This window comes from Chryseobacterium sp. AC417 (assembly GCF_979258215.1).
The window spans coordinates 2,566,659-2,588,236 of sequence record NZ_OZ409845.1 but is presented as its reverse complement, the minus strand read 5'-3'; the positions used below and the strand labels follow the sequence as shown (position 1 = coordinate 2,588,236).

General features: G+C 33.6%; 24 protein-coding genes, 1 tRNA gene and 1 pseudogene. 11 read left to right on the top strand and 15 right to left on the bottom strand.

What is annotated here, in order from left to right; translation table 11 throughout:
* The first annotated feature begins 56 nt into the window (after positions 1–56).
* From ACZZ9T_RS12335 to ACZZ9T_RS12290, 10 genes are all read left to right on the top strand, one after another.
* Positions 57–524, top strand: a complete 468-nt coding sequence (locus ACZZ9T_RS12335; RefSeq protein ID WP_463442333.1) for a pyrophosphohydrolase domain-containing protein — start codon at positions 57–59, stop codon at positions 522–524.
* 44 nt (positions 525–568) lie between these two features.
* A complete protein-coding gene (locus tag ACZZ9T_RS12330) occupies positions 569–1,147 on the top strand; it encodes a TlpA family protein disulfide reductase (protein ID WP_463442332.1) in 579 nt (192 codons plus the stop codon).
* Positions 1,144–1,749, top strand: coding sequence for a DUF4230 domain-containing protein (locus ACZZ9T_RS12325; protein WP_463442331.1), 606 nt, complete (start codon positions 1,144–1,146; stop codon positions 1,747–1,749). The genes ACZZ9T_RS12330 and ACZZ9T_RS12325 overlap by 4 nt, the downstream gene beginning before the upstream one ends.
* 11 nt (positions 1,750–1,760) lie before the next feature.
* A complete protein-coding gene (locus ACZZ9T_RS12320) occupies positions 1,761–1,886 on the top strand; it encodes a hypothetical protein (RefSeq protein WP_463442330.1) in 126 nt (41 codons plus the stop codon).
* A 221-nt stretch (positions 1,887–2,107) separates the two neighbouring features.
* Positions 2,108–4,027, top strand: coding sequence for a threonine--tRNA ligase (gene thrS, locus ACZZ9T_RS12315; RefSeq protein WP_463442329.1), 1,920 nt, complete (start codon positions 2,108–2,110; stop codon positions 4,025–4,027).
* Between the two features lie 120 nt (positions 4,028–4,147).
* On the top strand, positions 4,148–4,648 hold the full coding sequence (gene infC, locus ACZZ9T_RS12310) for a translation initiation factor IF-3 (protein WP_047444040.1): 501 nt from the start codon (positions 4,148–4,150) through the stop codon (positions 4,646–4,648).
* A 201-nt stretch (positions 4,649–4,849) separates the two neighbouring features.
* A complete protein-coding gene (rpmI, locus tag ACZZ9T_RS12305; RefSeq protein WP_034758008.1) occupies positions 4,850–5,047 on the top strand; it encodes a 50S ribosomal protein L35 in 198 nt (65 codons plus the stop codon).
* 176 nt (positions 5,048–5,223) lie between these two features.
* A complete protein-coding gene (gene rplT / locus ACZZ9T_RS12300; protein ID WP_047444038.1) occupies positions 5,224–5,568 on the top strand; it encodes a 50S ribosomal protein L20 in 345 nt (114 codons plus the stop codon).
* 104 nt (positions 5,569–5,672) lie between these two features.
* Positions 5,673–6,845 carry a M28 family peptidase gene (locus ACZZ9T_RS12295; protein ID WP_463442328.1) on the top strand — a complete coding sequence of 391 codons (1,173 nt, stop codon included), beginning with the start codon at positions 5,673–5,675 and terminating at the stop codon, positions 6,843–6,845.
* A gap of 126 nt (positions 6,846–6,971) precedes the next feature.
* On the top strand, positions 6,972–8,153 hold the full coding sequence (locus ACZZ9T_RS12290) for a M28 family peptidase (protein WP_463442327.1): 1,182 nt from the start codon (positions 6,972–6,974) through the stop codon (positions 8,151–8,153).
* A gap of 39 nt (positions 8,154–8,192) precedes the next feature.
* Here the strand turns inward: ACZZ9T_RS12290 and hisIE are convergent, their stop codons facing one another.
* The 12 genes and pseudogenes from hisIE to ACZZ9T_RS12230 all read right to left on the bottom strand — a co-directional run bounded on the left by hisIE (position 8,193) and on the right by ACZZ9T_RS12230 (position 18,627).
* On the bottom strand, positions 8,193–8,780 hold the full coding sequence (gene hisIE / locus ACZZ9T_RS12285) for a bifunctional phosphoribosyl-AMP cyclohydrolase/phosphoribosyl-ATP diphosphatase HisIE (protein WP_463442326.1): 588 nt from the start codon (positions 8,778–8,780) through the stop codon (positions 8,193–8,195).
* Positions 8,777–9,529, bottom strand: coding sequence for an imidazole glycerol phosphate synthase subunit HisF (gene hisF / locus ACZZ9T_RS12280; RefSeq protein WP_463442325.1), 753 nt, complete (start codon positions 9,527–9,529; stop codon positions 8,777–8,779). Before hisF ends, hisIE begins: the two co-directional genes overlap by 4 nt.
* Positions 9,522–10,244, bottom strand: a complete 723-nt coding sequence (gene hisA / locus ACZZ9T_RS12275) for a 1-(5-phosphoribosyl)-5-[(5-phosphoribosylamino)methylideneamino]imidazole-4-carboxamide isomerase (RefSeq protein ID WP_463442324.1) — start codon at positions 10,242–10,244, stop codon at positions 9,522–9,524. The genes hisF and hisA overlap by 8 nt, the downstream gene beginning before the upstream one ends.
* 15 nt (positions 10,245–10,259) lie before the next feature.
* Positions 10,260–10,838, bottom strand: a complete 579-nt coding sequence (gene hisH / locus ACZZ9T_RS12270; protein WP_463442323.1) for an imidazole glycerol phosphate synthase subunit HisH — start codon at positions 10,836–10,838, stop codon at positions 10,260–10,262.
* Position 10,839: 1 nt separating this feature from the next.
* Positions 10,840–11,934 carry a bifunctional histidinol-phosphatase/imidazoleglycerol-phosphate dehydratase HisB gene (gene hisB, locus ACZZ9T_RS12265; protein WP_463442322.1) on the bottom strand — a complete coding sequence of 365 codons (1,095 nt, stop codon included), beginning with the start codon at positions 11,932–11,934 and terminating at the stop codon, positions 10,840–10,842.
* Positions 11,935–11,936: 2 nt separating this feature from the next.
* Complete coding sequence (gene hisC, locus ACZZ9T_RS12260; RefSeq protein WP_463442321.1) at positions 11,937–12,962, bottom strand: histidinol-phosphate transaminase; 1,026 nt, start codon at positions 12,960–12,962, stop codon at positions 11,937–11,939.
* A pseudogene (hisD, locus tag ACZZ9T_RS12255) lies at positions 12,959–14,243 on the bottom strand (histidinol dehydrogenase). Before hisD ends, hisC begins: the two are co-directional and overlap by 4 nt.
* A 1-nt stretch (position 14,244) precedes the next feature.
* Positions 14,245–15,102, bottom strand: a complete 858-nt coding sequence (gene hisG, locus ACZZ9T_RS12250; protein ID WP_463442320.1) for an ATP phosphoribosyltransferase — start codon at positions 15,100–15,102, stop codon at positions 14,245–14,247.
* Between the two features lie 254 nt (positions 15,103–15,356).
* Complete coding sequence (locus tag ACZZ9T_RS12245; protein ID WP_463442319.1) at positions 15,357–16,454, bottom strand: glycosyltransferase family 4 protein; 1,098 nt, start codon at positions 16,452–16,454, stop codon at positions 15,357–15,359.
* Positions 16,451–17,119 (bottom strand): glycosyltransferase family 32 protein, encoded by a 669-nt coding sequence (locus ACZZ9T_RS12240; RefSeq protein WP_463442318.1) that lies wholly within the window; start codon positions 17,117–17,119, stop codon positions 16,451–16,453. Before ACZZ9T_RS12240 ends, ACZZ9T_RS12245 begins: the two co-directional genes overlap by 4 nt.
* 9 nt (positions 17,120–17,128) lie before the next feature.
* The gene (locus ACZZ9T_RS12235; protein ID WP_463442317.1) at positions 17,129–17,941 is read right to left on the bottom strand and encodes a 2,3,4,5-tetrahydropyridine-2,6-dicarboxylate N-succinyltransferase; all 813 of its coding nucleotides are present in this window, start codon (positions 17,939–17,941) and stop codon (positions 17,129–17,131) included.
* Positions 17,942–18,057: 116 nt separating this feature from the next.
* Positions 18,058–18,627, bottom strand: coding sequence for a C40 family peptidase (locus ACZZ9T_RS12230; protein ID WP_463442316.1), 570 nt, complete (start codon positions 18,625–18,627; stop codon positions 18,058–18,060).
* 151 nt (positions 18,628–18,778) lie between these two features.
* Here ACZZ9T_RS12230 and ACZZ9T_RS12225 point away from each other — a divergent pair, with 151 nt between their 5' ends.
* Positions 18,779–19,426, top strand: coding sequence for a hypothetical protein (locus ACZZ9T_RS12225; protein WP_463442315.1), 648 nt, complete (start codon positions 18,779–18,781; stop codon positions 19,424–19,426).
* Between the two features lie 60 nt (positions 19,427–19,486).
* Here ACZZ9T_RS12225 and ACZZ9T_RS12220 read toward each other — a convergent pair whose 3' ends face one another.
* The 3 genes from ACZZ9T_RS12220 to ACZZ9T_RS12210 all read right to left on the bottom strand — a co-directional run bounded on the left by ACZZ9T_RS12220 (position 19,487) and on the right by ACZZ9T_RS12210 (position 21,574).
* The gene (locus tag ACZZ9T_RS12220) at positions 19,487–19,858 is read right to left on the bottom strand and encodes a hypothetical protein (protein ID WP_463442314.1); all 372 of its coding nucleotides are present in this window, start codon (positions 19,856–19,858) and stop codon (positions 19,487–19,489) included.
* A 35-nt stretch (positions 19,859–19,893) separates the two neighbouring features.
* Positions 19,894–19,967: transfer RNA gene (locus ACZZ9T_RS12215), tRNA-Ala, on the bottom strand.
* 194 nt (positions 19,968–20,161) lie between these two features.
* Entirely contained in the window at positions 20,162–21,574 is a 1,413-nt protein-coding gene (locus ACZZ9T_RS12210) for an efflux transporter outer membrane subunit (protein WP_463442313.1), read from the bottom strand.
* Positions 21,575–21,578: the final 4 nt, after the last annotated feature.

Sequence of the window (21,578 nt, the reverse complement as noted above, 5' to 3'; positions counted from 1 at the left end):
CGACAACCAACAACAATTTCCCAAAATCACTATATTTGCTTTAAATTTAAAATTTCATGGACAAAATTGACAGTCTGAATCAGGTAGCAGAATTCCACACTACCTTCAAAGCACCCATTCTAGAAACTCCTCAAATTCCTTCTCAGGACAGATGTAATCTAAGAGTTGAGCTTTTGCAGGAAGAATTAAATGAATTGAAACAGGCAATTGAAGATAAAAATTTAGTAGAAATTGCTGATGCATTATGTGATTTGCAGTATGTTTTAAGCGGAGCAGTTTTAGAATTCGGCTTAGGGGATAAATTTGTAGAATTATTCAATGAAGTTCAGCGTTCTAATATGTCTAAAGCTTGTGATAATGAAATTCAGGCAAACGAAACAGTCGAATTTTACAAAGAAAAAGAGGTTGAATCTTTTTACGAAAAATCCGGAGAAAAATTTAATGTATACAGAAAGACAGATCATAAAGTTTTAAAAAACAAATACTACTCTCCTGCCGACCTAAAAACAATTATTGAAAATTAAGATGAGATCAAAGATTCACAAATACAATGAAAAATAATAGAAATATGATTTGTAAAAAATTTATTACCAGAACACTTGCGGTTTCAATCATTGTATTGGGAATTCAGGAATATAGTGCACAGAAAGTTGTTGTCAATCGTGAGGTTGAAACCACCAATGACGGCAAGATGCTTTTAGGACATCAGCTTAAAGATCAGTTTGTAAAAGAACCTTATGCTGAATGGTACACAAAAGAATTCAATGAATATGCTTTGGATCAAAAAGCTGTCGGAGAATTAAAGAAAAACAAAATCAATTCTTACAATCTCATTGTTTTCATGGGAACCTGGTGTGAAGACAGCCACAGAGATTTCCCACGATTAATGAAGATTTTAGAAGAAGTAAAATATCCGGAAGGCAAACTAACAATCATTGCGGTAAATCGTAAAAAAGAATCTCCTACCGGCGACGAATCTAAATATAACATTCAAAAAGTTCCGACCATTATCGTAGAAAAATATGGCAAGGAAATTGGAAGAATTATCGAAATGCCGACTACAGGATATATCGAAAGAGATCTTGTGGAAATTTTAAAGAAAGATGACAAATCGGTGATTAAAGAAATATTTAAAAAAGAAAATTGAGAAATTTAAAACTTGTTATTCCATTTGTTGCAGGAATTCTCCTGATGCTGATTCTGTTTTTCAGTTTCAGATCATGCTTAAACATTACTGAAAAAACCGAAAAATCTGATTACTATATTTTGACCAATCAAATCTCAAAGATGAATAAAATGGTCGTCTTAGAACAGGATTTTTCTGCAATGCAGAAAACTAAATTCGGTTATGAATTTCTAGGAAAAGAAATGACAAGCAATAGCGTTATTACCTACACCAAAACCAATGCGCAGGTTTCCTATGATTTAAATAAAATGAAAATGGAGGTTGATTCGGTGAATAAAAAACTGATTATTACAGATCTCCCGAACGCTGATATCAGAATTACCCCAAGTGTAGAAATTCAATCTTTAGACGATTCTTTTATCAATAGGATTTCAGAAAAGGATATTAAAAATGTGCAGCAAAAGGCAAAACAAACTGCTATTAATTCTGTAGATCAAAATAAGCTGAGAAATGAAGGCAAACAGCAATTATTGGAAAATTTGAATAATATTTTCGTTTTGGCAAAGGCTTTGAACTATACCATAGAAGATAAAACCGGAAAACTCGGTGTTCTTGGACTCTAAAATTCAAAACAATGGACTCAAAAGAAAATAATAAAAACATAGAGCCTGCAAACTCTGCAGAAACTAAAAAACAAAATGAGGATTTCCGTGATTTACCGGCATCTTCAAAAAAACGAAAATCCACCGGATGTAGATAAAGAAGATATCAAAAAATCTTCAGAAAACAAATCCGGAAAACAGATAATACTAAGTGAAAGCTTAGTATTTTTTTGTTTCAGTAATAATGAAAATCATTAATTGAAAATTTCGCTAACGTCAAAATTTAAAATAAATTGTATTTTTTGTGAATTATCGTGCTATGATTTCTCAAAGATGTAAAAAATGCGTATTTTTGCAACTTAAAATTTCTTAGTAAACAATGATAAAAATTACACTTCCAGACAATAGCGTCAGAGAATTTGAGGGAGAAGTCACTCCGTTGGATGTGGCAAAATCGATAAGCGAAGGATTGGCTAGAAATACCATTTCCGCAGTTGTAAACGGCACACAAGTCGAAGTTACCACGCCTATTACCACAGATTCTACCGTACAGCTTTTGACGTGGAATGATGATCTTGGCAAGAAAGCCTTCTGGCATTCTTCTGCCCACCTTTTGGCGCAGGCAATCCTTGATTTTTATCCGAATGCTCAATTAACTATCGGTCCCGCAATAGAAAGCGGATTTTATTACGACGTAGATTTCGGTGACGAAGTTTTGTCTGAAAAAGATTTTGAGAAAATTGAAAAGAAAGTTTTAGAAAATGCTAAAAAAGCTTCTACCTTCTCACTATACCCTGTTTCTAAAGAAGAAGCTTTAAAAAGATATGCAGACAATCCTTATAAAGTAGAATTGATCTCTAATCTTAATGATGGTGAAATCACTTTTGTAACGCATGATAATTTCACAGATCTTTGTCGTGGCGGTCACATTCCAAATACCGGAATTGTAAAAGCAGTAAAGATTTTGAATGCTGCAGGAGCTTATTGGAGAGGAAATGAGAAAAATCCTCAGTTGACAAGAGTTTACGGTATTTCTTTCCCAAAACAGAAAGAACTCACAGAATATCTTGAGTTATTAGAAGAAGCAAAAAGAAGAGATCACAGAAAATTAGGTAAAGAATTAGGGATTTTTGCTTTTTCAGAAAAAGTAGGTGCCGGTTTACCACTTTGGTTGCCAAAAGGTACAGCTTTAAGAAAAAAATTAGAAAATTTCCTTTCTGATGCTCAGAAAAAAGGAGGATACGAATTTGTAATGACACCTCATATCGGTGCAAAAGAATTGTATGTAACTTCCGGTCACTGGGATAAATATGGTGCAGACAGTTTCCAGCCGATCAAAACTCCGAATGAAGGAGAAGAATTTATGCTTAAACCAATGAACTGTCCCCATCACTGTGAAATCTACAAAACTTCACAATGGAGCTATAGAGATTTGCCCAAAAGATATGCAGAATTCGGAACGGTTTACAGGTATGAGCAGAGTGGCGAACTTCACGGCTTGACAAGAGTTCGTGGTTTTACTCAGGATGATGCTCACCTTTTCTGTACTCCCGATCAGTTGATGGATGAGTTTAAAAAAACAATTGATTTGGTTCTTTATGTTTTTGGTTCACTTGGATTTGCAGACTTCACTGCTCAGATTTCGTTAAGAGATCCCGACAACAAAGAAAAATATATCGGTTCTGATGAAAACTGGGAGAAGGCAGAAAATGCAATCGTGACTGCAGCAAAAGAAAAAGGGCTTAATACTGTCACAGAATATGGTGAAGCGGCATTTTACGGACCTAAATTAGATTTCATGGTGAAGGATGCTTTAGGTAGAAAATGGCAGTTGGGAACCATCCAGGTAGATTACAATTTACCGGAAAGATTTGATCTTACTTATATCGGAAGCGATAATGAAAAGCACAGACCGATCATGATCCACAGAGCGCCATTTGGTTCTATGGAACGTTTTATCGCTATATTATTAGAAAATACTGCCGGAGATTTCCCATTATGGTTGAGCCCGGATCAGTTTACCATATTGCCAATCAGTGAAAAATATGTAGATTATGCTAAAAAAGTTTCACAATTTTTAGAAAATCACGATATTAGCGGATTGATTGACGAGCGAAATGAAAAAACGGGTAAAAAAATCCGTGATGCAGAATTAAAAAAGATTCCTTTCATGCTTGTAGTAGGAGAAAATGAAGAAAGAGATGGCACAATTTCTGTACGAAGACGTGGAGAAGGCGATCTTGGAGTAATGAGCATGGATGAATTTGCAGCGTACTTCAAAAAAGAAGCAACAGTATAAAAGTTCTTATAAAATCTTTTATATTATTAAATAGTTATTAACCAATAAAATTATAAAGCGATAGCACAACGATTTAACAACAGAGGCCCACAGAGACGTCCACCACAGGAGGACTTACACATGATAAACGATAAGATCCGTGTACGGGAACTTCGTTTAGTGGGCGATAACGTAGAAGCGGGTATTTTCCCGATTGATAAAGCGAGACAAATTGCCAAAGAACAAGAACTTGATTTGGTCGTGATTTCAGACAAAGCTGAACCTTTCATTGCGAGAATATTAGACTATAAAAAGTTCTTATACGAGCAAAAGAAAAAAACAAAAGAACTTAAAGCAAAACAAATCAAAGTAGTTGTGAAGGAGATCCGTTTTGGACCTCAGACTGACGAGCATGATTATGATTTTAAGAAAAAACATGCTGAAAAGTTTTTGGAAGAAGGTTCAAAATTAAAGACCTACGTATTTTTCAAAGGACGTTCTATTATCTTTAAAGATCAGGGTGAAATTTTACTTCTTAAACTTGCCCAGGAACTTGAGCATGTAGGGAAAGTTGATCAGCTTCCTAAACTTGAAGGAAAGAGAATGATTATGATGATGAGTCCTAAAAAACCGGCTAAATAATTACAGTATAATAATGGGTTTTCATGCTCATTATTATCCATAAACATATAAAAGAGATTTTCTAATGAAAGTCTCTTTTTGTATGATAATTTTTCGTAATTTTGCAAACCAAATATCTGTATGGATATTAACTGAAAGCTAATAGCCAAAAGCTTTTAGGGATAGCTAAAATATTGATAACAAAACATAAAAAAGCAAACAATGCCAAAATTAAAAACGAAATCAGGTGCTAAGAAGCGTTTTAAGCTTACCGGAACTGGTAAGATTAAAAGAAAAGGTGCTTTCAAAAGCCACATCTTGACAAAAAAGGAAACTAAGCAGAAGAGAAATCTTACGCAAACTTCTTATGTTGCAAAAGTGGACGAAAAAAGCGTTAAACGTCAATTAGCAATTAAGTAGTTTTTATAAATCCTTTATTCGGTTTATAAGAATAACAATTCAACATTTTAACCCTGAAACGGTGCACCAAAGAGAAATAAAGTCTGAGAGTTTGAGAATTGTAGAGAAAATCTTTCATCAATTATCATTTATCAATTATTTTTAGTTCCGCCCTTTTCAAAAAAACAATTTAAATTATGCCAAGATCAGTAAATGCCGTAGCTTCTAGAGCTCGCAGAAAAAAATTAATGAAACAAGCTAAAGGTTTTTTCGGTAGAAGAAAGAACGTTTGGACTGTTGCTAAAAACGCGGTACAAAAAGCAATGCAATATGCTTACCGTGGTAGAAAAGAGAAAAAGAGAAACTTCAGATCACTTTGGATCATGCGTATCAATGCAGGAGCTAGAGAACACGGAATGTCTTACTCTCAATTTATGGGAGCTCTTAAAAAGAACAACATTGAATTGAACAGAAAAGTTTTAGCTGATTTAGCGATGAACTATCCTGAAGCATTCAAAGCAGTTGTAGATCAAGTAAAATAATGTAAAATTTTTTGTTATCAATATAAATCCTGAGTTTTTTGCTCGGGATTTTTTTATTATATACATTTGCTTAAATAATTTTAAAGTTTAAATTCCCGTTAAAAGTGAAAAAAATAACTACTCTACTTCTTCTTGCCTTAGCAGTTTGTCAAATTCAGGCACAAAGTTTTATTCAGGCTTATCAGACAAGAGCTAATCAGGTTTCTCAAACCAATATTACAGGTGCTTTGCAGGATTTTGCCAACCTTGGTGTAAAAACTACAGGATCAATCGCCAATACCAATACATTAAACTGGCTCAAAGCCAAGTATCAATCATATGGCTACACTGCAGCTCAAATAACAGAAGACACTTTTACATCTGGAAGCGTTACTTCAAAAAACCTGATCATTACAAAAACAGGAACCTTATATCCAAATACTTACGTTATCATCTGCGGACATTACGATACTATTGCAGGCGCCGGAGTAAGTGATAATGGAAGCGGGACATCTATTCTTTTAGAAGCGGCAAGAATTTTAAAAGATGTGCCAACAGAATATTCGGTGAAATTTATCCATTTTTCAGGTGAAGAGCAAGGTCTTGTAGGAAGCACTCATTATGTGAATAATGTAGTTTTTCAAAATAATGTTCGTCAACTTAATCTTAGGTTGGTGTTCAATATTGACCAGGTTGGCGGACTGCTGGGAAATATCAACAATAATGTTAAATGTGAGAGTGACCAAGCCGGACAATCTGCTAATAATGCACAATCATTAGCTTTTACCCAACAGCTTGCAACTTGCACTACATTATATTCTCCATTGCAAACGACAATGGCAAATGCCTTTGCTTCAGATTATGTTCCTTTCGAATCAAAAGGTGATATCATCACCGGTTTTTACGAAACACAAAGAAGCTTCAACGAACACACGGTCAATGATACCTTTGCAAACGTAGATCCTACCTATGTTTTCAATGTAGGAAAAGCTGCAGTGGGTGCATTACAGCATTTTGCCATTGCATCAACTACAATTTTAGCAACAAGTGAAACTCAAACCGATCAGCTAGAATCTGTAAAAATTTATCCAAATCCTGCTAAAAATATTTTGAATATTGATGTACCGACACCCATCAAAGATTTCAATGTTGAAATTACAGATGTAAGTGGAAAATTAATTTTAAAATCAGAAAACAGTTCAGAAATAAATATTTCAGGGTTAGAAAATGGAGCCTATTTTTGCGTAGTAAAAACAGATAAAGAGAGTGTAACAAGAAAAATAGTTGTCAAAAAGTAAATTTTCTAAAATTCTTTTTTTTCTTTACAGACTATTTATAAAATATTTATTTTTAATAGATTTAAAATAATAATTCCAGGCTTTTGTTTGGAATTATTTTATTGATATATTTGCAAAAATTTTTAGATGAAAAAAATATTTGGTTTTTTAATTTTATCTTTCGGATTAAACTTTTCTTACGCTCAAAGTTTTATACAGGCTTATCAAAACAGAGCGAATCTGGTTACGCAGACCAATATCACTACAAATTTGCAGGAGTTTTCTAATTTTGGTATTAAAACTACAGGTTCTGCAAATAATACAAACGCTTTAAACTGGCTTAAAAATAAATATCTCTCTTACGGATATTCTGCAAGCCAAATAGTTGAAGACCCTTTTTCTTACACATCTGGAGGTAATACAATTAATTCAAAAAATTTAGTCATTACAAAAACAGGTACAGTTTATCCTAATAAATTTGTGATTATCTGTGGACATTTCGATAGTATCAATGGTCCTGGAGTAAATGATAACGGCAGCGGAACATCTATAATTTTAGAAGCGGCAAGAATATTAAAAGATGTACCCACAGAATATTCTATTAAATTTATTCATTTTTCAGGAGAGGAACAAGGTTTGAGAGGAAGCAGCCATTATGCAAATACCGTTGCTTATCAGGGAACAAATCGTGTTCTGGATATAAAATTAGTTTTTAATCTCGATCAGGTAGGTGGTAAAGTAGGTAATAATAACAACACCATTTTTTGTGACGAAGACATGGGCGGAAACCCCAATAATACTTTAGCTTCAGCTGCCGTAACCCAAGAGCTGGTTACACTTACAGGTCTTTATTCACCTTTATTGACAGATATTGACGAAGCAGAAAATACAGATTATATTCCGTTTGAACTGAAAGGTGAATTGATTACCGGTTACTTTGAGAAAATAAGAAGCAATCATCCTCACACATCCAGCGATACTTTTGCCAATACAGATCCTGTATATATTTATAATGTTGGAAAAGCATCAGTAGGTGCTCTTCAGCATTTCGCTGTAGCCACAACCTCAATTTTAGCTACAAATGAAAATTCTGTAAATGAATTAGAAAATCTAACGATTTATCCCAATCCTGCAAAAGATTTCATTCATCTTGAATTACCAAAGAGTGTAAAAGATTTTACTTTCGAATTAACAGACTTAGTTGGTCATACTTTTTTGAAAACGGATAATGAAACTAAAATAAATATCTCCGGAATTGTAAAAGGAGTTTATTTGGGACATATAAAAACAGATCATCATACCGTCGTGAGAAAAGTGATGATCAAATAATATCTTAAGATTAAAAACCTGCAAAATTGCAGGTTTTTTTTATTGATTTCTTTCAAGAAGTATTTTCTCAATTTCAATGAGTGAAAAGTTTTTAGCTTTCAGTAAGATTAAATAGTGGTAGAGCAAATCTGCAGCTTCATTTTTAAACAAATCATCATTATTATCTTTAGCTTCTATCACCAATTCTACAGCTTCCTCTCCTACTTTTTGGGCGATTTTATTGATGCCTTTTTCAAACAAAGAATACGTATAAGATTCTTCTACTTTATCATCAATTCTCTGTGAAATTTTTTCTTCGAGCTCATACAAAAATCCTTTAAAATTCTTTTCACCAAAGCAGCTGAAACTTCCCGTATGGCAAACCGTATCTTTTGGAATCGCCTTAATTAAAATGGTATCCTGATCACAATCTATCTGAATATTTTTTACGGTAAGAAAATTTCCCGACTCCTCACCTTTTGTCCACAATCTGTTTTTTGAGCGGCTGAAAAAAGTAACAATTCCGTCATTTTTTGTTTTATTGAATGCTTCTTCATTCATATAACCCAACATCAAAACCTGTAAAGTTCTGTCATCCTGAATAATTACAGGAACCAATCCGTCTGTTTTATAAAAATCTATTTTCATCGTACGTTTATATTTCTATTTTTTAATTCGTTTTTTAAATCATCAATTCTGATTTCACCAAAATGAAAAATGCTTGCTGCCAAAGCTCCGGTGGCTTTTGTGAGATTAAAAACATTTTCAAAATCTTCAATTTTTCCTGCACCACCTGAAGCAATAACCGGAATATTTACATTTTCCGAAATGAGTTTAGTTAATCTCAAATCAAAACCATTTTTAGTTCCGTCTCCGTTCATTGAGGTTAGAAGAATCTCTCCTGCGCCCGATTCTTCTGTTTTTTTTGCCCAATCCAAAGTTTTTAAATGAGTCAATTCTCTACCGCCTTTCACAAAAACCCAATCAGAATCATCGATGAATTTTGTGTCAATTGCCACAACGATACACTGACTGCCAAATTCTTTTGCCAACTGAGAAATCAGATTCGGATTTTTTACCGCAGAAGAATTGATACTTATTTTATCTGCTCCCGCTTCCAGCAATTTTCTGACATCATCAACAGAAGAAATTCCGCCACCAACGGTAAATGGGATACTCAATTCTTTTGCAATGTTTTTGACCAGTTCTGTAAAAGTTTTGCGTTCTTCAATCGTAGCGGTAATATCTAGAAAAACCAATTCGTCAGCACCTTCATTTTCGTATTTTTTGGCTAATTCAATAGGGTTTCCGGCATTGATCAAACCTTCAAAGTTGATTCCTTTTACAGTTTGTCCGTCCTTAATATCCAGACATGGTATAATTCTTTTTTTAAGCATTCTGAATAAAATTTTGAAGTTGATTCAACGATATTTTTCCTTCGTAAATTGCTTTTCCGATGATTGTTCCGGCACAGCCAATTTCTTTCATAAGATACACATCTTCAATGCAGGAAATTCCGCCGCTTGCGACTAATTGAATAGATGTTCTATTTATTATTTCCAGATATAATTCTTTTGATGCACCTTGCAACATTCCATCTTTTGCAATGTCAGTACAAATCACATTCTGAATTCCTTTTTGTTGAAAATCAAGAATAAAATCGATTACATTTTTATCACTTTCTTCCAGCCAGCCAGCAGTTTTTATTTTCATATCTTCACAATCTGCTCCTAGAATTATTTTATCAGCCCCATATTTTTCAATCAGTTGAAAACAAAATTCAGGATTCTGAACGGCGATACTTCCGATTGTAATCTGTTGTGCACCAGAATTAAAAGCGGTTTCAATATCTTCTTCAGTTTTCAGACCGCCACCAAAATCAATGTGTAATGACGTTTCTTTTGCAATACTTTCCAATACTGTTTGATTCACTATATGTCTTGATTTTGCACCATCCAAATCAACCACATGCAAAAACCGAATTCCGTTAGCTTCAAATTCTTTGGCAACTTCAAGAGGATTTTCATTGTAAATTTTCTTTGTACTGTAATCGCCTTTAGAAAGTCTCACACATTTTCCGTCGATGATATCTATGGCAGGAATTATTTTCATTTTTAATTGTTTATTTTAAATTTTTAAAAAATTTTCAAGTATTTTATTTCCTGTTTTACCTGATTTTTCTGGATGAAATTGAGTTGCAAAGAAATTATCTTTCTGTAATGATGCACTGAAAGGTAAAATATAATTACAAACAGAAGTTGTATTTTCTGATAATTCGCAATAAAAACTGTGAACAAAATACAAATCATTTGCTTCAGAAATTCCCGAAAATAGTGGTGATTTTAAATCTAAAATGGTATTCCAACCCATATGAGGAATAATATTTTTTGCAGGAAATTTCTTTACATCAATGTCGAAAATTCCCATACCTGCCGTATTTCCTTCTTCATTATTTTTACACATCAGCTGCATTCCCAGACAAATACCCAAAACAGGCTGTTTCAAACTTGGAATTAATTGATCTAAACCTTTTTCCTGCAAGAGTTTCATAGTAGATGAAGCTTCACCAACTCCGGGAAAAATAACTTTTTCAGCATTTTTTATCACATCAAAATTATCGGTAATAATAGAATTTGCTCCTAATCTTTCTAATGCATTCTGAACAGAATTCACGTTTCCGCCGTTGTATTTTATAATCGCTATCATTTTATAAGCTTCCTTTTGTAGATGGTAAATTGTAGTTTTGATCGCTCTGATTGACTGCCATTTTTATCGCTTTAGCAAATGCCTTGAAGATAGATTCTATCTTGTGATGCTCATTTTCTCCTTCCGATTTTATATTCAAATTGCATTTCGCAGAATCTGTAAAAGATTTGAAAAAATGCTGAAACATTTCCGTCGGCACATCGCCAATCTTTTCTCTTTTAAAATCAGTATCCCAAACCAACCAGGATCTGCCTCCAAAGTCAATGGCAACCTGGGAAAGACAATCGTCCATAGGAAGTAAAAAACCATATCTTTCAATCCCTTTTTTCTTTCCTAAAGCCTGTAAAACCGCTTCTCCAAAAACAATTCCTGTATCTTCAATCGTATGGTGCTCGTCAACCTGCAAATCGCCATTCACTTTAATTTTCAGATCTAAATTTCCATGCTTTGAAATCTGTTCCAGCATATGATCAAAAAAATGCAGACCTGTTGAAATTTTAGAATTGCCGCTTCCGTCAAGATTTATTTCGACCTCAATTTCTGTTTCATTCGTTTTTCTGAAGACTTTGCCTTTCCTTGGAATTTGTTTTAAATATTGGTAGATTTCACTCCAATCTTTTGTCGTCAGTTCAGCATGTTCATTTTTGAATTCATTGATGAAGATGGCTTTTGAACCTAAATTTTGGGCTAATTGAATATCCGTCAATCGGTCTCCAATCACGTAAGAATTTTCAAGATCATAATTTCCATAAATATATTTTCCCAGCATTCCAACTCCAGGCTTTCTGTTCGGTGAATTTTCATGTTCAAAACTTTGATCAATCAGAATATCATCGAAAATAATCCCTTCATTTTCAAAAGCTTTCAACATTTTTTCTTGAGGCTTATTAAAATCTTCAAAAGGAAAATTTTCAGTTCCTAAACCGTCCTGGTTGGTAATCATGACCAATTCGTAGTCTAATTCTGTCACAATTTTGGATAAATTTTGAAAAACCCTGGGATAAAATTCAAGTTTTTCCAGTGAATCAACTTGAAAATCAAGCGGTGGCTCAATAATCAATGTTCCGTCGCGATCTATGAACAATACTTTTTTCATTTTTAAATATTTTTTAGAGCATTTACTAGAAGTTCATTTTCATCTCGTTTTCCGAGATTTATTCTGATACAATTTGGAATTTGCGGAAATCTTTTGCTTGTCAGAATTTCATGATCTAATAATTTTTGATAAACTTTTTCAGCATTTTTAAATTCAATAAGAAAAAAATTGGCGTCCGTCGGGAAAACTTTTGTGATGCATTCTACATTTCCAAACTGATGTTTTAGCCATTCTCTTTCTTTTAAAATTTCATTTAATTGGGTTTGAAAATCTTCAATTTTTTCCATCTTTTGTAAAACCAAATTCTGGCTCAGAAAATTCACATTATAAGGTGATTTTACTGTATAAATAAGATTGATAATTTCTTCAGATGAAAATGCAATTCCAACTCTTGCTCCTGCCAATCCCCAAGCTTTGGAAAAAGTCTGCAATACAATTAAGTTTGGATAATTCTTAATTAATTCTAAACAAGATTTCTGCTGTGAAAACTCAATGTAGGCTTCATCGACAACTACAATTCCTTTAAAATTTTCGATATAATATTCAATATCTTTAATAGAATTTCCAGTGGGATTATTGGGCGAACAAAGAAATAAAATCTTAGGTTGGTTCTCTTTTATACTGCTTAAAAACTCTTCCTTTATGATTTCAAAATTTTCATTAAGAGTGAGTTGCACAATTCTATTTTCATTAATCGAAGCATAAAATCCATACATCGCAAAAGAGGGATTCATCACCAAAATAGAATCCCGTTTTGGTTCACAAAAAATTTTTATAATTAGATCAATCAATTCATCACTGCCGTTTCCCACTGCAATCTGATTGGCTGAAATCTTTTTAACATTCGCAACTTTTTCCCTTAAACTCTTGTGGGTAGAATCCGGATATCGATTAAATTCACCAAACGGACTTTCGTTAGCATCCATTAATAAAGGATTTTCAAACTGATTTTGATCTCTGAAACTGACGTATGGTTTCAGTTCCAATATGTTTTTTCGGACTAAATTCTGTATATCTTCTGTGGTCATACTGATTGTTTTAATCTAATGGATACTGCATTTTTGTGTGCTAAAAGACCTTCTGCTTCCGCCATGAGTTCTATGGTTTTTCCTAAATTCTGTAAACCTTCTCTCGATAAATTCTGAAATGTAATTTTCTTCACAAAACTGTCTAAAGACACTCCGCTGTAATTTTTGGCAAAACCATTTGTTGGCAGTGTATGATTAGTTCCACTAGCGTAATCTCCTGCACTTTCGCAGGAATAATTTCCGAGAAAAACAGAACCTGCATTTTGAATTTGATCAAGGTGATTTTCAAAGTTTTCAATAGCCAAAATCAAATGTTCCGGCGCATATAAATTGCTGAATTCTAAGGCTTCATCAATTGAATTCAACAAAATAAAGTGACTGTTATTCAAAGATTCCTGAGCAAATTCATTTCTAGGCAGTTCTTTGATTTGCTTTTTGACTTCCTCAATGGTTTCCTTTAAAACTTTCAAATCTGTTGCAATAAAAATCACCTGGCTGTCACTTCCATGTTCAGCCTGAGACAAAAGATCTGCTGCACAAAATTCAGAAATTGCATTTTCGTCAGCAATAACCAGAACTTCACTAGGTCCTGCAGGCATATCTATGGCAATGCCAAAATTTTGAGCATAATCTTTTGCCGCAACCACAAACTGATTTCCCGGGCCGAAAATTTTATATACATTCGGAACAGACTCTGTCCCCAAAGTCATGGCTGCAATAGCCTGAGCTCCACCAATTTTAAATATTTCAGAAATTCCGCAAAGCTTTGCTGTATACAAAATCGAAGGATCAATGTTTCCATTTTTATCCGGTGGTGTACACAAAATTATTTCTTTGCAGCCAGCCAGTTTTGCAGGAATTGCCAACATTAAAACTGTTGAAAATAAAGGGGCGGTTCCTCCGGGAATGTAAATTCCTACTTTTTCTATAGCACGGTTTTCTCTCCAGCAGATGACGCCTTTTGTAGTTTCTATTTTCTGAATTTCAGTTACCTGAGAAGCGTGAAATTTTGTGATATTTTCTTTGGCAGTCTGAATGGCTAGTTTTAAATCTTCCGAAATACAATCTGCAGCTTTGTCTATTTCATTTAAACTTACCGACAGTTCATTAATCTTTGCAGAATCAAACTTTTCTGCATATTTTATTAAAGCCTGATCTCCAAATCTTTCTCACTTCTTCGAAAATTTCTTTGATTATTTCTGAAATTTCCTGCTTTTTGAAACCCGGTCTTTTTGTAAGTTCAGACCAAGTTATTTTTTCTGGATTTTTATAAATATTCATCTTAAATAACCATTTTATCAATTGGAATTATGAGTATATCCTGTGCACCGTTTTCTCTCAATTCATCAATTACTTCCCAAAAACGTTCTTCATCAATCACTGAATGAAGACTGCTCCAACCTTCTTCAGCTAAAGGAATGACCGTAGGGCTTTTTAAAACCGGAAGTACATTTGTAACAGCTTTAATCTTTTCATTAGGAACATTCATCAAAATATATTTGGAGTTTTTAGCTTTCAAAACAGCTTTAATTCTGAATAGAAATTTTTCGAGAATGACTTCCTTTTCATTGTTCAGCTCTGGATTTTTGGCAAGAACAGCTTCAGATTTAAGAATCGTTAATGTTTCTCTTAAACCATTTTTAAACAGCGTGCTTCCTGAACTCACAATATCACAAATTCCATCTGCCAATCCGATATTGGGGGCAATTTCTACAGAACCCGAAATCACATGAATTTCTGCAGAGACTTTATTTTTATCTAAAAAATCTTTTAAAGTATTCGGATAAGAAGTTGCTATTTTTTTACCTTGAAAATATTCCAGCTGATCTGTATTGACATCTTTTGGAACAGCCAGAGAAACCCGGCATTTGGAAAAACCAAGTTTGTGGATTACTGAAATGTTTTTTTTCTTTTCTGCCAAAAGATTTTCACCCACTATGGCAATATCGACCACTCCATCTTCCAGATACTGAGGGATATCGGAATTTCTGAGGAACATAATTTCCATGGGAAAATTGTCTACCGATATTTTCAGCTGGTCTTTTCCGTTGTTGATAGAAATCCCGCAATCTTTCAGAAGCTGCAGAGATTCTTCATACAATCGACCGCTTTTTTGAATTGCAATTTTTATTGTACTCATTTCACTTTTGTTGTGTCTGAGTATTAACTGGAATCATTGTAAAATTTCTGAAGAGAAATCTGGAAACAAAAAAACCGTCTGTATACTCAGACGGTTTAATTTTTATAATATTATTTTAACACAAATATCAATCAATTCCGTCTTAGCAGAGATGATGATAATGATGAAGTGTTAAAAAATTCGGTTTCATTTTTGAAATATTGTGTGACAAATGTAGGGCTAATTTTTAAACTGCCAAATAATTTCTGAATAATTCAGAATAATTTTTGATAAAAATTAATGAGTTTATGAGCAATTGATACATCATTAAACTTCTGAACGAACTCAAAACCCTTATCAGAACGTCGTTTTCTTTCTGATTCGCTTTCCCAGAGAAATTTTATTTTTGACTGTAAATCTAAATAACTTTTAGGATCGATGTAAACAGAATCAGCACCACCTGCTTCAGAAAGACAACTTGTGTTACTTGTAATCGTTACAGTTTTTGAGAATAATGCCTCAATTACCGGAATTCCAAAGCCTTCAAAAAAGCTTGGGTAGACAAAAATATCGGCAAGCTTGTAAATCGCTGCCAATTCATCCATAGAAACCCCTTCTAAAAAATGAACTTGTTTTTCCATTTTATTTTTTTGGATGAGATCCTGAATTTTCTTGAAATATTTTGTTTTTCTTCCAACTACAACTAAAGGAATCTCGGTTTTATCAATTGCTTTTACAATGTTTAAAAGGTTTTTACGCTCTTCAATTGTTCCTACATTCAGGATAAATCTTTCTGGTAAATTGAATTTTTTTTTGGTTTTTTGAATGAATTCCTGTGATTGTTTATCTTTAAATGTATGATGGCAACCTTGATAAATGACTTCAATTTTGTTTTCAGGAACTTTTAAATAATGAATGATATCCTGCTTGGTCTGTTCTGAAATGGCAATAATTTTATCAGCCGTTTCAGCTGCTTTTTTAAACTTCCAAAAGTGAATTTTGCGGTCAAAGAAAGAATAATATTGTGGATAACGCATGAAAATCAAATCATGAATGGTCACCACTTTTTTGATGGGAGTTTTGTCCCATTTTAAAGGTAATTCGCCAGATAATCCGTGAAAAATATCGGCATTTTGCGATTGCGCATCTTTTCCCATTTTAAACTGACGTGAGAATTTTCCTTTTGAAGATCCTATAAAATGAACATTATTTTGTTCCAGAATTTCTTTTCCTCGATCAGATTTATTTTTATTAACAAGAAGATATTCGTTTTCCGGAAAATATTGTGATAAAATTCTCACCAAATCTCTCGAGTAATTTCCTAAACCCGAAGTATTGTGAAAGAAACGCTTTGCATCAAATGCTATCTTCATGACTCTTCACTGGGCTTAATGATATCCTGAGAATGCTGTTTTTTCTTCCAGTGTTCAGATTTTTTTCCATAAAGAAAAATTCGTCCCAGTTTATACTTAAATTTAAGATGCCCTTTAAAATCTGTTCCTAAAAGACGGTAAGGTGTATTGGGATCCTGTTTTAAAACCTCATTTATGGCTTCTGTAAAAACTCGTGGTCCCGTAGTACTGTGCACGTCGTTTGGATATCTGTGTGTGTTAATATTATCAACAACTTTCTCTAATGTTAGTTTTAAAAAAGGGTGATTTTTATCTGATATAAGCGCCCATTGACAATATAATCCAGGATTACCTTCATGGCTTATTACAGCGGTATCATCATGTCTTAAGAAATTATCAAACGGAGTTTTTACATAGGAATCTATATCTATGTATATTCCCCCATATTTATATAAAACAGCATATCGGAAAAAATCTGCTTTGGCAGCACCAATGGTCAAGCTTTTATAGGCTCTTAAATATTCTGGACTGTATTCTTTTTCAAAAAACTCCAGGATTTTTTCATCATCATAAAAATGATAAATCCACTCGGGGTTTTTCTTTTTCATTCTCCCAATATAAAACCTCGTGATCCAAGGAAGATCAGAGGTTTTAAATGTTTGAAATATATTTTTTGGAATTGCCATTATTACAATTTAAACCGCAACATTATTCTCTCTCAAAGCATCATTCAATGATGTCTTTTTATCTGTAGATTCTTTTCTCTGACCAATGATCAAAGCACAAGGAACCTGAAATTCTCCTGCCGGATATTGTTTTGTATAACTTCCAGGAATTACAACAGAACGTGCAGGAACTCTACCTTTTATTTCGATAGGAGTTTCACCGGTAACGTCAATAATTTTAGTTGATGCTGTTAATACGACATTTGCTCCCAAAACTGCTTCTTTTTCAACGTGAACACCTTCTACAACGATACATCTTGAACCAATAAAACAATCATCTTCAATGATAACCGGGGCTGCCTGAAGAGGTTCTAAAACACCACCAATTCCTACACCACCGCTTAAGTGAACGTTTTTACCAATCTGTGCACAACTTCCAACAGTTGCCCAAGTGTCAACCATCGTTCCTGAATCTACATAAGCACCAATGTTTACATAAGAAGGCATCAAAATAACGCCAGATGCGATGAAAGAACCTTCTCTAGCAACAGCATGAGGAACAACTCTTACCCCTTTTTCAGCATAATTTCTTTTCAACGGCATTTTATCATGAAACTCAAAAGGGCCTACTTCAATAGTTTCCATTTTCTGGATCGGGAAGTACATTACTACTGCTTTTTTTACCCATTCATTTACCTGCCATCCGTTTTCTGTAGGTTCAGCAACACGAAGTTTGCCTGAATCTAAAAGAGAAATAACTTCTCTGATAGTTGCTTTGCTGTCTTCGTTTTGTAATAATTCTCTATGATCCCAGATATTTTCAATAGTTTGTTGTAACGACATTTTTTTAGTTTAAATCAGTTTAATAAATATGTTTTCAAATATACAAAAAGTTGAGCAAAAGCCTTTGAAAGTTGCAATTCTGAAAGCAAATTTATTTTAAAATAGAATGAATTTAATTACAAAACTCTCTGGGCATGAAGGTAAGTTTTGTTCCAGTATTTTTCGTTGAGTGATGAAATGATAACACCTTTTGATGTGGAAGCGTGAATGAATTTTACTTCGCCATTATTTTCAATGGTATGAACAATTCCTACATGAGAAACTTTGCTTCCACCAGCTGTTGCAAAAAATAAAAGATCACCCGGTTTAGCATCTTTTATATTAATATTATTACCTGTATTGGCTTGGTCAGCTGATCGTCTTGGCAGTTTTAAACCATTTTCATCAAATACTTTTGTTGTTAATCCTGAACAGTCAAAACCGGAAGAAGTATTTCCTCCGAATTTATAAGGTGATCCCAGATAATTTTCAGCATCTTTTAAAATACTTTTCATTGAGCCAGAAATTTTGCCGTCAAACTTAGAGTCCAATTTCCTCAGATTTTCTGGTTTTGAAACTGCTTTCGCAGATGAATTCTTTGAGTTTGTTACATTTTTTGAACTTCCACACGATACAATTAAAGTCGAAATTATCAAAATTGCAGTTTGCTTTAAAACCGATCTGTATTTTACTGATTTGGGACTCATTCCTGTAGATTTTATTAACCCTGTAATTAATAGAGCAAATATAAATAATAAATTTTAATTATGTAATAACTATACTACAACTATACAATAATTATATGTTAAAATTATAAATCTATAAAATTATTAGTATATTTGAAATTTATTTATATAAATGGCAACGTACGAAAGCTTCATAAAACTTAACGGAACTGTAGGGGATTTAGTTTTTTATAATCTGAATGGCAAAAATGTCGTTCGTAAAAAGAGTGGGTTTAATAAAAATGCTTTTAAGAAAAGTCCGTCTTATGAAAAAGTTCGTCAAAACAGTTCAGAATTTGGTCATTGCTCTAAAATCGGAAAAATTATCAGACAATGTCTGGAGATTTATATTAAAGAATGTGACGATGCCCTACTCTATCAGAAGTTTGCCAAGCTGATGACTGAAATTAAAGATTTGGATCTAATTTCAGAAAAAGGAAAAAGAACTGTAAAGAATGGAATAATTTCTGAACCAGGAAAACAGATGCTGAAAAATTTTCAATTTGGAACTATTCAAAATCTTGAAAATGCTGTGTCTATTTCTACCGGTTTGTGGGATTACAGTTTGGTTTTGGATAAAAGCATCAATGTTGATGAAATAACCTTAGAGACTTTATATATTGATTTTGAGGAATATCAGTCAAATCATTTAAGTGAAACTATATCCGTAGAAAAAACGCTGAACGAATATGTATTTCAAAAACAATTTATTGAGGAAGTGCAGATTCATTTTGTAGTTTTAAAGAAAGACCGTAAAATTATCCAAATGGGATTTGTTTAGAAAGCAAAAAAAACCTGTAAACGAAAGCTTACAGGTTTTTAGATTTTATAATTTAAAATATTATTTATTTTTTTCTCCGATCCAAGCGCCACTTCTTGGTGGAGTCGGTACTGCGTTGGTCCAGTTTCCGCTTCCTTTTTTATCACGAGCTAAGGTTCCTAAAAATTGACCGTCTGCAGGCAAGCCCAAGTCTGCAGTAAGTTGTCCGGAAGCGTCTAAACGCCCTGAGATATTATAATTTTCATTATTATCATCAGAATGCATTGTTCCTGTTACCTTACCATCGCTTGCTACTACAAAATTCCATGATCCTTTATCATTTCCGCTGTAAGTTCCGGACCAAGTTCCGATGTAATCGTAAATTGTTTCGTCATCAGCAGTACATCCAATTAATAAAAAAGTTGTCACTAAAAGTAAAAAAAGTTTCTTCATAGCTTTTTATATGGTTTGATAAAGTTTTGTTTTTGTGGAGAATATGGGGATCGAACCCACCACCTTTAGACTGCCAGTCTAACGCTCTAGCCAGATGAGCTAATTCCCCTTAATCTTAGTGCTTTTCACACGAAGCGGTACAAAAGTAAGTAATTAAACCATAATTGCAAATATTTTGTTAAATTTTATTTAAGAAGAATAATTATTATATGAATAATTATCATCCATTGGTAAAAATCGCTTAGAAAAACACAAAAAGCGTATCCTGTTATGGCATACGCTTAATAATTTATGATAGCTGAATTATTTCCAACCTCCACCTAAAGCTCTGTATAAATCTACTGCCGCTTTCATTTTACTGTATTGTGCATTAGAAATATTCAGTTCCGCGTTCAATGAATTTACATTGGCATTCAACACCTCAAGATAGTTTGCCATACCGTAATTCACCAATTCCTGAGAGTATTCTACAGAGTTTTTGTAGGCATTCAATTCTTTTGTTTTTAAATCAATGAAAGAATCCTGAACAGAAAATACTCTGATTGCGTCAGAAACTTCTTTTCCTGCAGTAAGAACGGTTTTTCTAAAGTTTAAATAAGCCGTTTCTTTATTCGCTAAACTTACCTCATAATTGGTTTTGATCTGTCTTCTGTTTAAGATAGGTTGAGCCAATCCTCCAACTACACTGGCAAATAGGGAATTAACACTGAAAAGGTGATCGATATCCACAGATTGTACTCCGCTGCTGCCAGTAAGCCTTAGAGTTGGGTAGAATTGTGCTTTCGCTGAATTTGTCAGTTCAAAGGCATTCATCAGATTAAATTCGGCCTGCATCACGTCCGGTCGGTTGGCCAGTAAGTTTGCAGGATACCCTAAAGCAAAGTTTTCAGGAAGTTTTTGACTGTCTAAAGTTGATCTCTCAATTGCTTGAGATGGCTCACCCATTAGAAGACTCATTGTATTTTCTAACTGCTGAATCTGTGTATCGATATCAATGAGTAAAGACTGTGCATTGTAAACCAACGCCTCACTTTGTTGTACTGCAACTTCTGTCAGAATTCCGGCAACCTTTAAAGCCTTTGTGGTTTCAAGATTATTTTCACGGATTTTTATCGTTTCCTGAATGATCTTTTTTTGATCATCTAAAGTTAATAACTGATAATAACTTGAAGCAATAGAAGATACCAAATCACTTTTTACCGCATGATGAGCAGCTACATTTCCCAGGTAATTTGCCAGCTGAGCTTTTTCCTGAGATTTTAATTTTCCCCACAAATCGGCTTCCCAGGCAATACTCCCGGTAATATCAAACTGATTGACATATCTTCTTTCCCCAATGATCTGTCCGAATTGCGTATTTAATGACTGAGTCTGAAAAGTGTAACCCGGTCCCACCGTTAAAGTCGGTTGATAGGCAGCTTTACTCTGTCTTAAATAGGCTTCTGCAGAATTAATATTCTGCAATGCAATTCTTATGTCTAAATTATTTTCTAAAGCTTTAGAAATATGTTTCTGAAGAATAGGATCGGTAAATATTTCTCTCCAGGAAACATTTGCCGTGCTGATGCTATCTTGAGGAAGCATATCGGTTCGGAACAATTTTTCATCTACAACTGTTGTGGGTCTTTCGTACTCTTTTCTTACGTGGCACGATGAGATCACAACTGCGGTAAGTACTGAAAAAGCCGTTCCTTTTATTATTGATAATTTTCTCATTATT